Annotated in this window: 11 protein-coding genes, 2 tRNA genes and 4 pseudogenes; 10 read left to right on the plus strand and 7 right to left on the minus strand. The window is 40.3% G+C overall.

Annotated features, from left to right (window positions below):
* Positions 1–45 precede the first annotated feature (45 nt).
* The 7 genes and pseudogenes from murI to ribD all read right to left on the minus strand — a co-directional run bounded on the left by murI (position 46) and on the right by ribD (position 8,112).
* Positions 46–887: pseudogene (murI, locus tag DXA05_RS17550) on the minus strand (glutamate racemase).
* 108 nt (positions 888–995) lie between these two features.
* A pseudogene (locus tag DXA05_RS17555) lies at positions 996–1,510 on the minus strand (OmpH family outer membrane protein).
* A gap of 56 nt (positions 1,511–1,566) precedes the next feature.
* Positions 1,567–2,082 (minus strand): OmpH family outer membrane protein, encoded by a 516-nt coding sequence (locus DXA05_RS17560; RefSeq protein WP_008645182.1) that lies wholly within the window; start codon positions 2,080–2,082, stop codon positions 1,567–1,569.
* 23 nt (positions 2,083–2,105) lie between these two features.
* Complete coding sequence (gene bamA / locus DXA05_RS17565) at positions 2,106–4,760, minus strand: outer membrane protein assembly factor BamA (protein ID WP_004313003.1); 2,655 nt, start codon at positions 4,758–4,760, stop codon at positions 2,106–2,108.
* A gap of 30 nt (positions 4,761–4,790) precedes the next feature.
* A complete protein-coding gene (locus tag DXA05_RS17570; RefSeq protein ID WP_008024475.1) occupies positions 4,791–5,525 on the minus strand; it encodes an isoprenyl transferase in 735 nt (244 codons plus the stop codon).
* A gap of 25 nt (positions 5,526–5,550) precedes the next feature.
* Entirely contained in the window at positions 5,551–7,062 is a 1,512-nt protein-coding gene (locus tag DXA05_RS17575; RefSeq protein WP_128859432.1) for a DUF6242 domain-containing protein, read from the minus strand.
* 142 nt (positions 7,063–7,204) lie between these two features.
* Positions 7,205–8,112: pseudogene (gene ribD / locus DXA05_RS17580) on the minus strand (bifunctional diaminohydroxyphosphoribosylaminopyrimidine deaminase/5-amino-6-(5-phosphoribosylamino)uracil reductase RibD).
* Between the two features lie 182 nt (positions 8,113–8,294).
* Between ribD and prmC the strand changes: the two are divergent.
* The 10 genes and pseudogenes from prmC (at position 8,295) to DXA05_RS17630 (ending at position 16,192) form a co-directional block, all read left to right on the plus strand.
* A complete protein-coding gene (gene prmC, locus DXA05_RS17585; protein WP_009040250.1) occupies positions 8,295–9,131 on the plus strand; it encodes a peptide chain release factor N(5)-glutamine methyltransferase in 837 nt (278 codons plus the stop codon).
* A complete protein-coding gene (locus DXA05_RS17590) occupies positions 9,128–9,610 on the plus strand; it encodes a regulatory protein RecX (protein WP_004299786.1) in 483 nt (160 codons plus the stop codon). The genes prmC and DXA05_RS17590 overlap by 4 nt, the downstream gene beginning before the upstream one ends.
* A gap of 78 nt (positions 9,611–9,688) precedes the next feature.
* Complete coding sequence (gene pyrE / locus DXA05_RS17595) at positions 9,689–10,327, plus strand: orotate phosphoribosyltransferase (RefSeq protein ID WP_004313008.1); 639 nt, start codon at positions 9,689–9,691, stop codon at positions 10,325–10,327.
* 96 nt (positions 10,328–10,423) lie between these two features.
* Positions 10,424–10,834 carry an SRPBCC family protein gene (locus DXA05_RS17600; RefSeq protein ID WP_008024483.1) on the plus strand — a complete coding sequence of 137 codons (411 nt, stop codon included), beginning with the start codon at positions 10,424–10,426 and terminating at the stop codon, positions 10,832–10,834.
* Positions 10,835–10,844: 10 nt separating this feature from the next.
* Positions 10,845–12,184: pseudogene (gene argH / locus DXA05_RS17605) on the plus strand (argininosuccinate lyase).
* A gap of 93 nt (positions 12,185–12,277) precedes the next feature.
* Positions 12,278–12,350 (plus strand) — tRNA-Gly (locus DXA05_RS17610).
* A gap of 16 nt (positions 12,351–12,366) precedes the next feature.
* Positions 12,367–12,450 (plus strand) — tRNA-Leu (locus tag DXA05_RS17615).
* A 158-nt stretch (positions 12,451–12,608) separates the two neighbouring features.
* The gene (locus tag DXA05_RS17620; protein WP_005679018.1) at positions 12,609–13,814 is read left to right on the plus strand and encodes a site-specific integrase; all 1,206 of its coding nucleotides are present in this window, start codon (positions 12,609–12,611) and stop codon (positions 13,812–13,814) included.
* A gap of 83 nt (positions 13,815–13,897) precedes the next feature.
* Entirely contained in the window at positions 13,898–14,365 is a 468-nt protein-coding gene (locus tag DXA05_RS17625; RefSeq protein ID WP_005679019.1) for a hypothetical protein, read from the plus strand.
* A 3-nt stretch (positions 14,366–14,368) separates the two neighbouring features.
* Positions 14,369–16,192 (plus strand): DEAD/DEAH box helicase family protein, encoded by a 1,824-nt coding sequence (locus DXA05_RS17630; protein WP_005679020.1) that lies wholly within the window; start codon positions 14,369–14,371, stop codon positions 16,190–16,192.
* The last annotated feature ends 426 nt before the right edge of the window (positions 16,193–16,618 follow it).

Here is a 16,618-nt window from a genome sequence, read left to right on the forward strand (position 1 = left end):
ATATAACAAAAAAGAGAGAGAAACGGTTACTTTTTTTCTTAAATTTTATTCGAGCGTGATGTGTTTTACACTAATCTGCTGTTTCAGGAAAGTAGAGGCCGATTCTGAAAACTTTTCTTCCGCTTCGGTCGTGTAAAACTGACAGTTCCCATTCTTCGTGCATTTTGCATCCATTTCGGGATGTCTTTTCAGATAGTCTTTCAGACTTTCCGCAACATACTCGCCTTGCGCAATTACACTGATATGCTCCGGAATATATTGCCGGATTTTGGGTAGAAGTATGGGGAAATGAGTACATCCGAGAATGACAGTATCTATTTGAGGATCCTTCGATAGCAATTGGTTGATGTACTTCCGGATAAAATAGTCTGCTCCTTCGTCCTGTGATTCATTGTTTTCAACTAGTGATACCCACATCGGACAGGCTGTGCCGCTGACCTGGATTTCAGGAAACAACTTGTGTATTTCCAACGGATACGATTCGGATTTGATGGTGCCTGCTGTTGCCAGTACACCGATATGCTGGTTTTTGCTTATCTCTCCGACACACTCTACGGTAGGGCGGATGACTCCGAGCACACGGCGAGCCGGATCGATGCCTGGTAAATCATTCATCTGAATACTGCGCAAAGCTTTTGCGGAAGCTGTATTGCAAGCTAATATAACCAGGTGGCAGCCATATCAAATAGTTTGTTGACTGCTTGCCGGGTAAATTCGTATACGACCTCAAAAGAACGTGTTCCGTAAGGAGCACGTGCATTATCTCCCAAATAGATATAATCATATTCCGGTAATACTTCTCTTATTTTGTCTAAGATGGTCAGACCTCCGTAACCGGAGTCAAATACTCCGATCGGTCCGGGCGTATTGGATAGATGTTGCTTCATGACACACTTGATTTATATACGCAAATGTACGCCAAAAAAAGGGAAAGAGAAAGAAGGATCAACTTCTTTCTCTTTCCCTTTTGGTATTTCTTTATTCTTGGTCAGTTCTTATTTGATACCAAGATTTGCTTTTACCTTGCTAGTCAAGTTGATGCTCTGTGATTCGTTTACGTATGGATCGAAGTTCTTGCCAAGTCGAAGATGTAGATTACACCTTCAGCAGCACCTACGGCTTTGATAGCATTGTCCAACTTCTGATAGATAGGAGCCATGGCATCATTTTGTGCTTTCGCCATTTGCTGTTGAGCATCTTGTTGGAATTGCTCTTGTCTTTGCATCATATCTTGCAATTCTTTTTGTCTTCTTTCAGCGATGTTGGGAGGAAGAGAATCCTTAGCGATAGCTTGTTGGAATTCCTGATATTTCTTGTTGAATTCTTCTTGCGTTCTCTGAAGTTCAGCAGTAAGTTGTTTTTCTAAAGTCTGAATGTCATTTTGAGCTTTGGTGAATTCCGGCATCACAGTGATGATTTCCTGTGCATTAATGTGGCCGAATTTCAGGTTCTGTGCAAATACACCCATTGGGAGTGCAAGCAACATTACAAGTGCAATTTTTTTTAGCATAGTTCTATAATTTATTTGAATGATTTTTAGTTATTTCCAGTTGCAAATGTATGAAATTAATTTGAATATCCTAATCTTCTTAGTATTTCATCACTAATATCTATGCGTGGATTTGCAAATATTATACCTGTAGCAGAGGCTCTGTCGATAATCAAATCATATCCATGTTGCTGTGATATAGCTTTCACGGCTTCATAAATATCGTCCTGAATCGGAGTAATCAACTTATCTCTCATCTTGGCTAATTCGCCTTCCGGACCGAAGTAGTTACGCTTCAACTCGGCTGCCGCTTTTTCTTTAGCTACGATTGCATCTTCTGTCTTTGTCTTTTGTGCGGCAGAAAGAGTGGAAGATTTTGCCTGGTAATCCTGAAACATCTTCTGTGCTTCTTTTGCCAGGGCTTCTACTTCGCTCTGGTATTTCTTCGTAGCTTCTTGCATTTGCTCATTAGCGCTTTGAGCTGCCGGAATATTCTTCATGATATATTCCGTATCGATCAGTGCAAACTTCTGTGCATTTGCCGCCATGCTGACAGCAAACAGCATCATGATTAATAGAACAGACTTTCTCATAACGTTTAGTTTTTGATGATACATTAGAATTCTTGTCCTAAGATAAAGTGGAATTGACTTCCTCCGTATTGTTTAGAACCAAATACTTTATCGAAACCGTAACCCCAGTCAATACCCATCATACCAATCATCGGCAGGAAGATACGAACACCGACACCGGCAGAACGTTTCAATTCGAATGGATTGAATTTCTTGATATCGTGCCATGCGTTACCAGCTTCTAGGAAACCTAACACATAAATGTTAGTACTTGTTTCCAGCATCAACGGATATCTTAATTCAATGCCGAGGCGTGCGTAAGCATAACCCTCAGATCCGTATGGAGTTAATGAGCTGTTTTCGTAACCGCGCAAAGCGATACTTTCAGTTGCATAAGTTGAATAACCGGTCATACCGTCACCACCCACGTCGAATGTTCCGAACGGAGATTTTTTGTATTGGTTGTAGTGACCTAACAAACCGAATTCAGTACGTGTCATTAACACCAGACATTTCGGATGTGCAATCGGGTCCATCAACGGAGTATACGTTTTGCCTTTGAATTTCCATTTGTGATATTCTATCCATTTATGAAGTTTATTCATGTTGTCCTGGGTAATGCTACCTGTTTCAGGGTTACTATAATATCCCTTATAGTCTTTACCGTCCATCAATGAGTAAGGCGGTGTAAGCTGAACTGACAATGAGAAATCTGAACCTGAACGGGGGAAGATCGGGTTGTCAATAGAGTTACGTGCCAAAGTCAATGAAATGCTAAGGTCATTACATTTACCATTGGTTACCGGGAAGTATTGCCAGTCGCTCAAGTTGTAGCGTTGGTAAGCTAATTCGGCAGAAAGAGTGAAATAGTCATCCGGCCATTTCAGACGTTTACCCCAACCTACGGAAAGTCCCCACATCTTGATAGACTTGTCCGGGTCATAATAGTTTTCGTAGTTGTTATAGTTACCGTAATTGTACATACCATAACCACCGTAACCACTATACATGCTGTTGTAGTAGTTGTTGAAATAGCTGGAATTGTAGTAACGGCTACTGATGTCTGTCTGTACAGAGAAGAAGGCCGATACAGAGAATGAGTTCGGACGTTTACCGCCAAACCATGGATCGAAGAATGAAATACTGTATGATTGGTAGTATTTAGCATTCGTCTGTCCGCTGATGGTCAATGTCTGTCCGTCACCTTGCGGCAGGATACCACGGTAGTTTTCACCCGGGTGTAACAGGTTGGCTACGGAGAAGTTGGTAAACTTCAAACTCAACTTACCAATGATACCCGTTTGTCCCCAACCGGCAGAGAACTCTACCTGGTCGTTGGCTTTGGAAGTCAAAGGCAAGCCTATGTCAACAGTTCCGTTCATCGGATCCGGTTGAATATCCGGTTGCAGTTTTTCCGGGTCAAAGTGGCCCATTTGCTGGATTTCACGCAAAGAACGCATCAAGTCTTCTTTGCTGAACAGCTGTCCCGGGCGGATACGAAGTTCACGGCGAACAACGTTTTCATACAAACGGTCGTTACCACTGATCTTAATCTTATTGATAGTAGCCTGACGGCCTTCATAGATTCTCATTTCGAGGTCGATAGAGTCGCCTACGATATTTACTTCTACCGGATCAAGGTTGTAGAAGAGGTAACCGTTATTGTAATATAAGTTACCGATAGCATCGTCGTCTGTAGAAACACGCTCATTCAACAACTTCTGGTTGTATACATCGCCTTTCTTCATACGAAGCAGGAAGTTCAACTGTTCCGACGGATAAAGAGTATTACCTACCCATGTCACGTTACGAAGATAGTATTTCTGACCTTCGTCTATATCCAAATATACATCTACCGTCTTTTCATCATACTGTGAAACGCTGTCTTTAACGATCATTGCATCACGATATCCCAGCTCATTATACTTGTCGATGATAAGTTGTTTATCTGCTTCAAAGTTTTCCGGCACGAATTTCTTGGTGCGGAACAAGTTTAGAAGTTTACCTTTCTCATTGGTTTTCTTCATTACTTTTTTCAGCTTGGAAGCCTTGATTGCAGTGTTTCCTGCAATGGTGATTTTGTGTACTTTGATTTTCTCCTTTTTGTCTATATCAATATCCACAATCACCTGATTCTCGCTGGAAGGATCGTCTTTCTGTGCGATGATTACTTCGGCATTTTTGAATCCCTTGTCATCAAAATAACGTTTGATCAATGTTTTGGCACGGTCTACGGTATTCGGAGTAATCTGCATACCTTTTACCATTCCTAGCTTGGCCTCAAGATCCGTTCGTTCAGACTTCTTTACACCATGATAGCGTACGTCTGCAATACGCGGACGTTGTGTCAGGCTGATTTTTAACCAGATTTTGTTGCCTTCTATTTTCTCGGCTGTGATTTGTACATTTGAGAACAAACCATGACGCCAATAACGTTTGATTGCTCCAGTGATTTCGTCACCCGGCACAGTAATTGTTTGTCCTACCGATAGTCCGGATAGTCCAATCAATACATAGTCTTCATAATTCTTTACGCCTTCAACTTTAATATCTGCTATCTCATACTTTTTGGGTGTTCCGGAGTATAAGATGACAGGTTTTGAGTCTTCATCAGTATTAGCATTTTGCGCAACGCCTGTTGTCGCAAAGCAGCACAGGCAGACAAACGTTATGAATATAAAGGAAATACGATAATGCATTTATGTTATAATTTGATGTTTCGAGTTATATTAGCTGATCTGTTCACTGGTTTTGCCGAATCGGCGTTCCCTTTGTTGGTATTCCCAAATGGCTTTGTAGAGTTCTTCTTTATCGAAGTCCGGCCAGAAGGTATCACAGAAATAAAGCTCCGAATAAGCACATTGCCATAAGAGATAATTGCTTAACCGGATTTCTCCTCCCGTGCGGATCAGTAAATCCGGGTCGGGCATAAAATTAGTATCCAGATGAGATGAGATACACTCATCGGTTATTTGCTCGAGAGATATCTCTCCCGTTTTTACCTGCGTTGCTATTTGCCGTACTGCTTCGGTTATTTCCCAACGGGATGAGTAACTAAGAGCTAGTACCATATACATTCCACTATTTTTGGACGTGCGTTCTATACATGACGTCAAACTTTTCTGAACTTCAACCGGTAGCTTCTTGAAATCACCGATTACGTTGAAGCGAATATTGTTCTTCATCAGTGTCTCTTCTTCAATAGATTCTAGCAATAGATTCATCAAAGCCGCTATCTCGTCTTGCGGCCGATTCCAGTTCTCGGTTGAGAAGGTATAAAGTGTCAGGTACTTAATCCCCAGTCTGGCAGCATCTTCAGTAATATTCTGTACCGTTTCTGCGCCAGCACGGTGACCGTAAGTACGTTCTTCCCCTCGTTGTTTTGCCCATCGTCCGTTTCCATCCATAATGATGGCTACGTGTTGTGGTATCCGAGTTTTGTCTATTTGTTCTATATAGGACATCTTTTTATTTTAAACGTATACGTTTTTATTTCTTGGCATTTGCCAAATCAAACCATAGCTGATTAAGACGACCACGCCATACCTCTGAATCATGCTCATATGTGCGTGTTTCAGTTGTGGTTGCCTTCGTACTTTCTTCTTTTTCTACCTCTTCTTTGAAACTAGCACTTCCTTTACTAAAGATAATCCATAGATTTTGAGTATCAGGATCTAGTACCATTGAATAGTTGGTTTTGCCTCTGAATTCAGGATCTACATCGGGATCTGGAGTTCCTCCTTTGCTCCAATCTCTATGGGGGAAAGAGAACTTAGGATTCGCCTTTTTCCAGAATAATCCTTGATTGGAAACATAAATAGAACTGAAGTCTTGACCAAATATGTATACTAAGTCATTATAATATATAATAGATGGTTGAGTGTATTTAGGGCAGTATGCAACAGAGGAAGTAGTTGAGAACTCAACCCATTTGTTTCCGTCATACGCCCATACAATGGTCGTTTCTAATTTACTGTCATCAGCCAAAGTCGCAGTTTCTGTATCTCCTACTAAAAGGACTGAATTAATATTTGTTGCAGTCGTATGTATTGTGTAGGATATGTTTTTAGTCGGAAACGTTTCTGGTACTTTTCCTCCTTCATAAGTTTCAATAGTCTCTTGTTGTTTATCATTTGTTTGATAATAGAAATAGCGTTGTTCATCTGCTCCTTTCTTTATATAACAAATTCTGCTGATATCTTTATTTGTTAGTGTGGCTACAAGTAACTCCACTTTATCCCCGAACTTTTCAGAGATTTCCCAATTTATTCCATCTTCAGATTCATACACTTTATAATTATCGGAGGTGGCATATAACATGGCGTTGTTTCTGTCGTTGAATTTGAAGGTTATGATAGAAGTCGGAAGTTTACCTTCCGGTAATCCTACCGTTGCTTGTGGAGCCCCATTGCCGAAGTTAGTTAAAGAATTCTTATATACATATAACTCGCTATTAACTACAGAGTATGTGAGAACTTCACTTCCAAAAATAATAGATTTTTGTTCTCCTGTAATTTGAATTTGGTTATTAATTTTATCCATATACTTCCATCTCAACGAATCCGGATCATAGTCATGCACATTTACTTTGATCTTGTATTCCTTAGTCTGATTAGGAGATATACCCGCTAATGCTTCTGTTGACCATACTTTTATAGTAAGTTCTTTCCGAAGATCGATCGAATCATTGATGTTTAAAACGGAATCGTTTCCGCTTTTGTCCTTCATCGTAACGACACCTGATGCCGTTGTTAATGTTTTGATTAAAATCTTGTCAATGATGGTATCGGCATGAACAGGAAGAGAGTCTTCGTTATAGATTTCACATGATAATTGGTCAATTGTGAATTTATAACTCCCAAGGCCTGCTGTGTCAAGTGCAAACGCATGTATAGTTGCATCCGGGCTATATTCGATGTTATTATCGTCATCAAGACATGACGTTATAACAAATGACACCATGAAAAAACTCGCAATGAATGATAAAAACTTTATTTTCATTTGAAAGATTGTGTTTATTTACAAGTTGCAAAAATAGAAACATTTTTTCCGATAATGAACATTACAGGTAAGTTTTATATAAAATTATAGATAATAACACTGTTTTTATCGACGTAAAACCCCCTGAATAGAACTATCTTAGCTATATTCGACGAACATAATGCCAAATTTGTCTTTCGAAGTGTTCTTCTATCGAATAACTAAAATTATCGTCCATTTGAGGTGCTTTAACACCGGAGTGTAACCGGCCGGGGCACTTTTCGATATAGGCTTCATCCCATAGCTCATTATCAATGAATGATTGCAGCAATTGCCTGCCTCCTTCCACCAATAATGATTGTATTTTTCGTTGATACAATGCTTCCATGATCTGTTTCAATGGGTTATGGCTAAAGTTGATGGTGATATATGTGATGTTCTTTTTTTCTGGCTGTTGCTTTTCGGTAAAGATTAATGTAGCACGTTGCCATCGAATATTTGTAAATCATTAGGGAGGGATAGCGTGCGATCTAATACAACGCGTATCGGGTTGTGCCCATACCAGTTGCGTACCGTAAGTGCCGGATTATCCAATAAAGCAGTTCGCCTGCCTACCATAATCGCATCCGCCTCCGCTCTTTTTTTATGCACTAGCATGGAAGTAAGAGGAGAGGAGAGGACTACCGGTTTTCCGTCTGTACGTTCTATATCAATAAAGTGATCGGCTGATTCTGCCCATTTCAGTGTAATGAAAGGACGGTGAAGCATATTAAAAGTGATAAAACGGCGAATCAGCGATTTACATTCTTCCTCTAATACACCAACTGTCACTTCTCGTCCGGCATCCCGTAATTTCTGAATTCCCCGTCCGGCCACTTCTGAAAAAGGGTCTTGGCAACCGATAACAATGCGTGGAATTTGCTTCTCTATAATAAGATCGGCACAAGGAGGCGTTTTCCCATAGTGGGAACAAGGCTCCAGACTGACATAAATCGTGGAACGTTTCAACAATGACTCATCTTTGACAGAACGGATCGCATTAACCTCCGCATGCGCCTCGCCACAGCGAATGTGGTACCTTCACCGATAATTCGCCCGTTACATACGATAACGGCCCCTACCATCGGGTTTGGAGATACGTTGCATAACCCATTCTTTGCAAGCTCAATGCAACGTCTCATGTATTTTTCTTCTTCCATTTTGGTGCTCTTCGCCATATTATTCTTACTTTTGCACTCCGAAATTGTGAAAATATGAATCGTATCACCGCTTACATTCGCCAATCTTTGCAGGAAATCTATCCACCGGAGGAGGTAAAAGCCCTTTCGATGCTGATTTGTTGCGACATGTTAGGTTTAGATGCGCTCGATATTTACATGGGCAAAGATATAATTTTATCCGAATGCAAACAGCGTGAATTAGAAAACATTATATTCCGTTTACAGAAAAATGAACCTATACAGTACATTCATGGTATTGCGGAGTTTTGTGGAAGGAATTTTAAGGTTGCTTCCGGCGTACTGATTCCCCGGCCGGAGACCGCGGAGCTTGTGGAACTAATAGTAGAGGAGAATCCAAATGCTCGTCGTCTATTAGATATAGGTACGGGAAGCGGATGTATTGCAATCTCTTTGGATAAAAAACTTCCGGATGCAAAAGTAGAAGCTTGGGATATTTCCGAAGAAGCATTAGCTATTGCTCGTAAAAACAATGACGCCTTGGAAGCTCGGGTGAGATTTCTACAAAGAGATGTTCTAGCCGATGACTGGGAAAAGATACCGTCTTTCGATGTTATTGTCAGCAATCCGCCTTATGTGACCGAAACGGAAAAGAACGAAATGGACGCTAATGTCCTTGAATGGGAACCGGGGCTGGCTCTGTTTGTTCCTGACGAGGACCCTTTACGGTTTTATAATCGTATAGCCCGTCTGGGAAGTGAATTACTCTTGCCGGGTGGGAAACTTTATTTTGAAATCAACCAGGCCTATGGCCGGGAAACAGCACACATACTTGAAATGAACCAATATCGTGATGTTCGTGTTATAAGAGACATATTTGGAAAAGATAGAATAGTTACAGCTAACCGATGAGTGCACAATTAACTGATGAAGAGGCTTTAAATCGCGTAGCCTCTTACTGCTCCACTGCCGAGCATTGTCGGGCAGAAATAAATGAGAAGTTACAACGTTGGGGAATTGCCTATGATACCATTGCGCGTATTCTTGACCGACTGGAATCAGAGAAGTTTATCGATGATGAACGTTTCTGCAGAGCTTTTGTGAATGACAAGTTCCGCTTTGCCAAGTGGGGGAAAATGAAAATAGCCCAAGGGCTTTATATGAAGAAGATCCCATCTGATGTGGCATGGCGTTATTTGAACGAGATTGATGAAGAAGAATACCTTTCTATTCTGCGTGACCTGTTGGCTTCCAAACGGAAAAGTATCCATGCAGCAGACGATTATGAATTGAATGGAAAGTTGATGCGATTCGCTATGAGTCGTGGTTTTGAACTGAAAGATATTAAGCGTTGTATCGACATTCCCGATGAAGAGGAACAAATTGACTGAAAAAATAAACGGATTCTTCTTTTTATTCTCGTTCAATTTCTGTACTTTTGCGGCAAATAATTAATAGTTAGTTTAGTTATGAAAAACTTAGAGAGACTATTTGCGGAGAAACTGTTGAAGATTAAAGCTATTAAACTTCAACCCGCTAACCCTTTTACATGGGCTTCTGGATGGAAATCCCCCTTTTACTGTGACAACCGTAAAACTCTGTCCTATCCTTCTCTTCGTAATTTTGTGAAGATTGAAATTACACGTCTGATATTGGAACGATTCGGACAGGTGGATGCGATTGCTGGTGTGGCTACAGGTGCTATCCCGCAGGGAGCTTTAGTGGCTGATGCATTGAATCTACCGTTCGTGTATGTTCGTTCTACCCCCAAAGATCATGGATTGGAGAACCTGATTGAAGGTGAACTTCGTCCGGGTATGAAAGTCGTAGTCGTCGAGGATTTGATTTCTACAGGTGGTAGTAGTTTGAAGGCTGTTGAAGCAATTCGTCGCGATGGTTGCGAAGTGATCGGTATGGTTGCAGCTTATACGTATGGATTCCCGGTAGCAGAAGAGGCATTCAAAAATGCGAAGGTGACTTTGGTAACGTTGACCAATTATGAAGCAGTGCTTGATGTTGCTCTTCGTACAGGTTATATTGAAAAAGAAGACATACAGACATTGAACGAATGGCGTAAAGACCCTGCTCATTGGGATGCTGGAAAATAAGATTCATTTTTTTGATCAAACATATTTGGTAAAAAGAACTGTTCGGACAATATTTGGCCGGATTGTTCTTTTTTTGTTTTATACTAATAGAAGTTTATGAGTAATTTTGAGAGTAGTGTCAAGGTAATACCTTACAGCCAGGAGCGCGTATATAATAAACTTTCGGATTTAAGTAATCTGGAAGCAGTCAAAGACCGTTTGCCAAAAGATAAGGTGCAGGATTTGAGTTTTGATTCGGACACGTTGAGTTTTAGTGTTTCCCCTATTGGACAATTGACTTTGCAAATTGTAGAGCGCGATCCTTGTAAATGTATAAAGTTGGCAACAACTAACTCTCCTCTTCCCTTTAATATGTGGATTCAACTGGTTGAAACTGCAGAAGAAGAGTGTAAAGTGAAGGTTACTATCGGAATGGATCTTAATCCATTTATGAAAGCAATGGTGCAGAAACCTCTCCAGGAAGGTTTGGAGAAGATGGTTGATATGCTGGCAGTTATTGAATATTAAACTTTTTTTTATGGCACAGAAACTTTGGGAGAAGTCCGTACAGGTAAATAAGGATATCGAACGTTTCACGGTAGGTCGTGATCGTGAGATGGATCTTTATTTGGCCAAGCATGATGTACTTGGTTCTATGGCTCATATTACGATGCTTGAAAGCATTGGGTTGTTGACAAAAGAAGAACTGGACCAGTTGCTGGTGGAATTGAAGAGTATATATGCCTCGGCCGAAAAAGGTGAATTTGTGATAGAAGACGGGGTAGAAGATGTACATTCACAGGTAGAACTGATGTTGACCCGTCGTTTGGGTGATATCGGAAAGAAAATACATAGTGGCCGTTCCAGAAATGATCAGGTTCTGTTGGACTTGAAACTTTTTACCCGTACGCAAATAAAAGAGGTTGCCGAAGCGGTAGAACAACTTTTTCATGTCTTGATCCGTCAGAGCGAACGATATAAAACGTTTTGATGCCGGGGTATACACACCTGCAGATTGCAATGCCTTCTTCTTTTGGCTTGTGGTTTGGTGCCTACGCCGAGAGTCTTATGGACGATATGCTGTTTTTGCAGGCAGCATTTAAAATGTGCAATCGTAATCCGTTAGGTTCAGCAGCCGGATATGGTTCGTCTTTTCCTCTGAACCGTACCATGACGACTGACTTATTAGGTTTTGATTCAATGGATTACAATGTTGTATATGCTCAAATGGGGCGTGGAAAGATGGAACGCAATGTTGCTTTTGCATTGGCTACGATTGCCGGAACAATCTCCAAATTAGCTTTTGACGCCTGTATGTTTAACAGTCAAAACTTCGGTTTCGTCAAGTTGCCCGATGACTGCACCACAGGATCCAGCATTATGCCTCATAAGAAGAATCCTGATGTGTTTGAACTGACACGTGCTAAATGCAATAAATTGCAATCGCTTCCCCAACAGATTATGATGATTGCGAACAATCTGCCTTCCGGCTATTTCCGTGATTTGCAGATTATCAAAGAAGTTTTCCTTCCTGCTTTTCAGGAATTGAAAGACTGTTTGCAGATGACAACCTATATCATGAATGAAATAAAGGTAAATGAACGTATTCTTGATGATGACAAATACCTTCTTATTTTTAGTGTGGAAGAGGTAAATCGTTTGGCGCGTGAGGGTATGCCTTTCCGTGATGCATATAAAAAGGTGGGTTTGGATATTGAAGCAGGTAAATTCTCGCATACTAAAGAAGTACACCATACTCATGAAGGTAGTATAGGTAACCTCTGTAATGCAGAAATCTCCGCATTGATGCAGCAAGTGATTGATGGATTCAACTTTTGTGGAATGGAGAAAGCGGAGAAAGCACTGCTTGGAAGATAAAATAAACTTTCGGAGGATAGTTTTTTAAACTTTCCTCCGAAAAGATTTGGCAGAAACAAGTAAACTACTTATCTTTGCACCCGTTGAAAAAACGCGGAAATAGCTCAGTTGGTAGAGCATAACCTTGCCAAGGTTAGGGTCGCGAGTTCGAGTCTCGTTTTCCGCTCTTTCTTTGAAAGGATGCTCGAATGGTGGAATGGTAGACACGAAGGACTTAAAATCCTTTGGCCATTGCGGCTGTGCGGGTTCAAGTCCCGCTTCGAGTACGAGTATTCCTGATTAAAAGCTCTGTAAATCTTTGATTTACGGAGCTTTTTATTTATCCGTTTATCACTGATTCATTCTGTCTCAAATCCTGATTTTAGCCCGTTTTAAGGTTGATTTATGCGACTTATGTAAACCAAGATGTAAACCGGAAATGTGTATGAAAGCAACGGTTAATGTGTTGTGTTACAGGTCTAAAACTCTTAGTAATGGTGAGCATCCATTAATGATTTGTGTGTGCAAAGACGGCAAACGGAAGTATGTCGGTCTTGGAATCTCTGTAAATCCTAAATATTGGGATTTTAAGAAGAATAGTCCTAAGCGTAATTGTCCCAATAGGGAACAGTTAATAAAGGTTATTAATGAGCATGAACAGAAGTATGCTGAATGTGTGCTTGAGTTCTCTGCGGAGAATCGGGAGTATTCATCTGCATCTTTGATTGAAGCAGTTGTGCCTGTACAGAAGGCTAGAACGGTCGGTGAACTGTTTAATGAGTATATAGCTCAACTTAAAGACGAGGGTAGGTTAGGGTATGCGCTTTCTGTACAACAGGTATGTAACTCTCTGTTGAAGTATAGAGGGCATTTAGACATTTACTTCTCCGAAATTGATGTAAATTGGTTAAAAGCGTATGAATCTTGGCTGAGACGCTGTAATTTGGCGGATAATACCATTGGCATACGTTTTAGGACATTGCGGGCTGTTTATAACTTGGCTTTGGCTGAAGGTATAGTGAAGGTGGATTGTTATCCGTTTAAAAAATACAAAGTCTCTAAATTACATAAGGAGACAGCTAAACGTGCTATAACAAAAGAACAGGTGAAGCAGGTTATTGAATATGATGTGTCAAGGGCACGTTTCTATAAGAGATTGGCGGTTGATATGTTTACGTTCTCTTATTTAATGGGTGGCATTAACTTCACGGACATGGCTTTTCTTACAGATAAGAACTTTGACGGTGAACGTTTGGTGTATATTCGTCAGAAGACGAAGAAGTTAATAATGTTACCGTTACAAGAGAAGGCTGTTGAGATAGTGAACCGCTATCGTTCCTCACAGCGTAAATATGTATTTCCAGTACTGGATAATCGTGAGCGGACACCACGGCAAATAAGAAACCGGATATATGATGTGTTGGATAACGTTAATGGATATTTGGCTGATATTGGAAAGGAGTTGGGTATTGAATTAAAGATTTCCAGTTATGTCGCCCGCCATTCCTATGCGACAGTTTTGAAACGTTCCGGAGTATCTACTTCTGTTATCAGCGAATCGTTGGGGCATAGTTCGGAAAGGGTGACACAAATTTATTTGGATAGCTTTGAGAACAGGCAATTAAATGATGCAATGAAGAACTTGTTATAGTACTTTCAATTAATCCCACTTGTAATTATTGCAGGTGGGATTTTATTTATATATTTGAAGCATTTAATTATACAACATTACACATGAAACATAAACTATCCAATTACGGCAATTCTGATGCGCATAATCAAATAAAGAAACTTATGCTTAGAGGTGAGAAGCTTACAATAGGCTTCTTCAATGAGGACATAACCAATTACTCATGCGCATGGATTGAATCAAAAACTGTCAGCGCATTTAAATATGTTATCTTTAAGGAAGATAACGTTTACTGGCTTATGAACTATCTTGTCAATGGTGAGGTTGAGGACATAGATGCGAAACCGTTCGGAATACAGGGAGAGATAGAAGAAGAGGAAGACTTCCAGTTATGTATGTTGAAGAACTTCATTGAAAGCAAAATGACAGTACAGTTCAGTCCTCTGCCTAGAGACGGAAGCGGATTTGTAAGAGCCATATCGGCATTTGATAACGGGAAGGTGATATTTAAATTAAAGAAGACAGACGAGCTGTTGGAATATCTAAAGGCACGTGACTTTATTTTACTTTAATAAATGGAAACCACATATATCGAGATTGATTCACCGGACAAACATCTGTCAGATGTATTGGAAGAAATACCGTCCAATGTCATTCTTTATAAGACCCTGACAGGTATCGGTGCGACTTATAGCGAGATTAAGGCTCAAAGACATTCCATTATCATAGAACCGAACGTTCCTGTAATAATCGGTAAATGTAATTCCGACAAACATAAGAATGACAATTTGCTGGGTGTCTATGAGGGTGTCACTACTGACAGGATTATCAAATATCTAGGAGCAAGCAGGGGGAAATATTATAAGATACTCACTACACCCGAAAGCTTCACGAAGGTTAAAGATGCGTTTCTGATATTTAACGGCAAGATATATAATACCTGTTTCCTACTTATTGATGAAGCTCACAAGACTATAAAGGACGTGGATTATAGAAGTGATATTGTCCTGCCTATGAATGACTTCTTCAAGTTCAAGGGGAAGGCACTGGTATCTGCAACTCCGCTTAAATTCAGTGACCCACGTTTTGAAGAGAACGGTTTCAGTATCATTAAGATTGAACCTACATACGATTACGCTAAGGAGATTGATATAAAGCCTTCAACCAACATATTAAGGGAAGTTTGGGAGGAATTTGGTTGGATGCCATTCATAACAGGACAAGACAAAGACAGACCTTTCTTCATATTCATAAATTCTGTAGGTATTATCTACTCTATAATATCCCAACTTAAACTGTTTGACAAGTCTTCCGTATTCTGCGCCCCCAAGAGCATAGACAAGTTAAAGCAGAATAACTTCAACCGATGTTATGAGAACTGGGATATAGAGAGGATGAGCCAATACAACTTCTTTACCAGTCGCTTCTTTAATGCGGTGGATATTGAACTGGACTTCAAGCCTTATGTCATACTGGTTACTGATGTGTACTTTGCAGAACAGACGATGTTTGACCCATATTCCGATGTAGTCCAGATTATAGGCAGATTCAGGAATGGAATAACGGCTGTCACCCACGTTACCAATAGCAAGTACGAACTGCCACAGAGAACCGAGGAAGAACTGGATGAGTTTGTCAGGACAAGCGAGGAAGTATATAATACACTCAAAACATTTTATGATGCGGCAGCCAGTAAAGGGGCAAGGGTAGCATATAAAGCTGCAATGGACAGTTTGCCATTCAATCAGATGTTGGACATAGACGGTAACAAGAACTGGTTTGCTGTTGACAACTATATAAATGATGCACTGGTAACTGGATATTATCGGGATGTGAAGTCACTTCAACGGGCTTATGAACAGCATAATGATATATTAACGCCTTCCGTATTTGCATTGTCTGACCGTCCCGCCCTTACAGATGAAGACCTACGATTCAAACGGGGGTTGAAGACGCTTAGCACAAAGGATAGGAGAACGCAGATTGTCAAGTTACTGGAATATCTAGGCAATAATGACCTTACAGAACAGGAACGTGAATTTAAAACTGATTTGAGAAGAACGGATTCATTCATAGTTGAAGCATACGAACTGGTAGGCAAGGAAGTGATTGAAGAACTGGATTACTCCTATCCTGAAATCAAGAAGCGGATGATAGTTGCACAATACCTGTTGGGAGCCAAAGGAACGGAGACTATCCAACTGATAAAGACCTCATTCAAGGTAGGAATGAAGTACAGACTAACCTATATTAAAGAAGAACTGATTCGTATATTCGAGTTATTGGGAGTTACTCCGCCTAATAAGATAACAGCCCAAAGTATCAATTCATACTTTGAAACTAAAGAAGTGTGGATTAAGAAGGATAAAGCCCTGTTGCTTGTAAGAGAGAAAGTGTAGTACAGCCATTCAACCTTTTAGGGAAGAATGTTCAATTTATATGCCCCACCTCATAAAAGGTTGAATATGCTATAATCCTGATAGTCCGGTTATCACTAACTTGGATTATCGGGATTTGTTTTATCCTGTAGTCTGTCATTCCCGATTGTGGTATAATGGTTAGGCAATGCCACTGACATTTATTACCTTTGCAGTACCTCAAATGACATAACATTCAGATTATCTGCAACCTACCGAGATTCATTACTACTAACCTATTCTAATCTTATTAATTACTATGAAAGAACTTACCTATCATGAAATCAGAATTAAAGCCTTGAAGAATAATGTACGGGACAATAAACTTCAAATCGGAATGTGGGCGCAATTTAATGGCTACATGAAACGCAGGGTACACAGGAACGGAAGATATTATACTGTATATAT

Source organism: Bacteroides sp. AM54-2NS (assembly GCF_003602935.1).
GTDB lineage: Bacteria > Bacteroidota > Bacteroidia > Bacteroidales > Bacteroidaceae > Bacteroides > Bacteroides xylanisolvens.

Coding starts and splice junctions, on each gene's coding strand:
- DXA05_RS17590 (WP_004299786.1), top strand. CDS start 9,128: ATGAGTGCACAATTAACTGATGAAGAGGCTTTAAATCGCGTAGCCTCT.
- DXA05_RS17600 (WP_008024483.1), top strand. CDS start 10,424: ATGAGTAATTTTGAGAGTAGTGTCAAGGTAATACCTTACAGCCAGGAG.
- pyrE (WP_004313008.1), top strand. CDS start 9,689: ATGAAAAACTTAGAGAGACTATTTGCGGAGAAACTGTTGAAGATTAAA.
- prmC (WP_009040250.1), top strand. CDS start 8,295: ATGAATCGTATCACCGCTTACATTCGCCAATCTTTGCAGGAAATCTAT.
- DXA05_RS17620 (WP_005679018.1), top strand. CDS start 12,609: ATGAAAGCAACGGTTAATGTGTTGTGTTACAGGTCTAAAACTCTTAGT.
- DXA05_RS17560 (WP_008645182.1), bottom strand. CDS start 2,082: ATGAGAAAGTCTGTTCTATTAATCATGATGCTGTTTGCTGTCAGCATG.
- bamA (WP_004313003.1), bottom strand. CDS start 4,760: ATGCATTATCGTATTTCCTTTATATTCATAACGTTTGTCTGCCTGTGC.
- DXA05_RS17625 (WP_005679019.1), top strand. CDS start 13,898: ATGAAACATAAACTATCCAATTACGGCAATTCTGATGCGCATAATCAA.
- DXA05_RS17630 (WP_005679020.1), top strand. CDS start 14,369: ATGGAAACCACATATATCGAGATTGATTCACCGGACAAACATCTGTCA.
- DXA05_RS17570 (WP_008024475.1), bottom strand. CDS start 5,525: ATGTCCTATATAGAACAAATAGACAAAACTCGGATACCACAACACGTA.
- DXA05_RS17575 (WP_128859432.1), bottom strand. CDS start 7,062: ATGAAAATAAAGTTTTTATCATTCATTGCGAGTTTTTTCATGGTGTCA.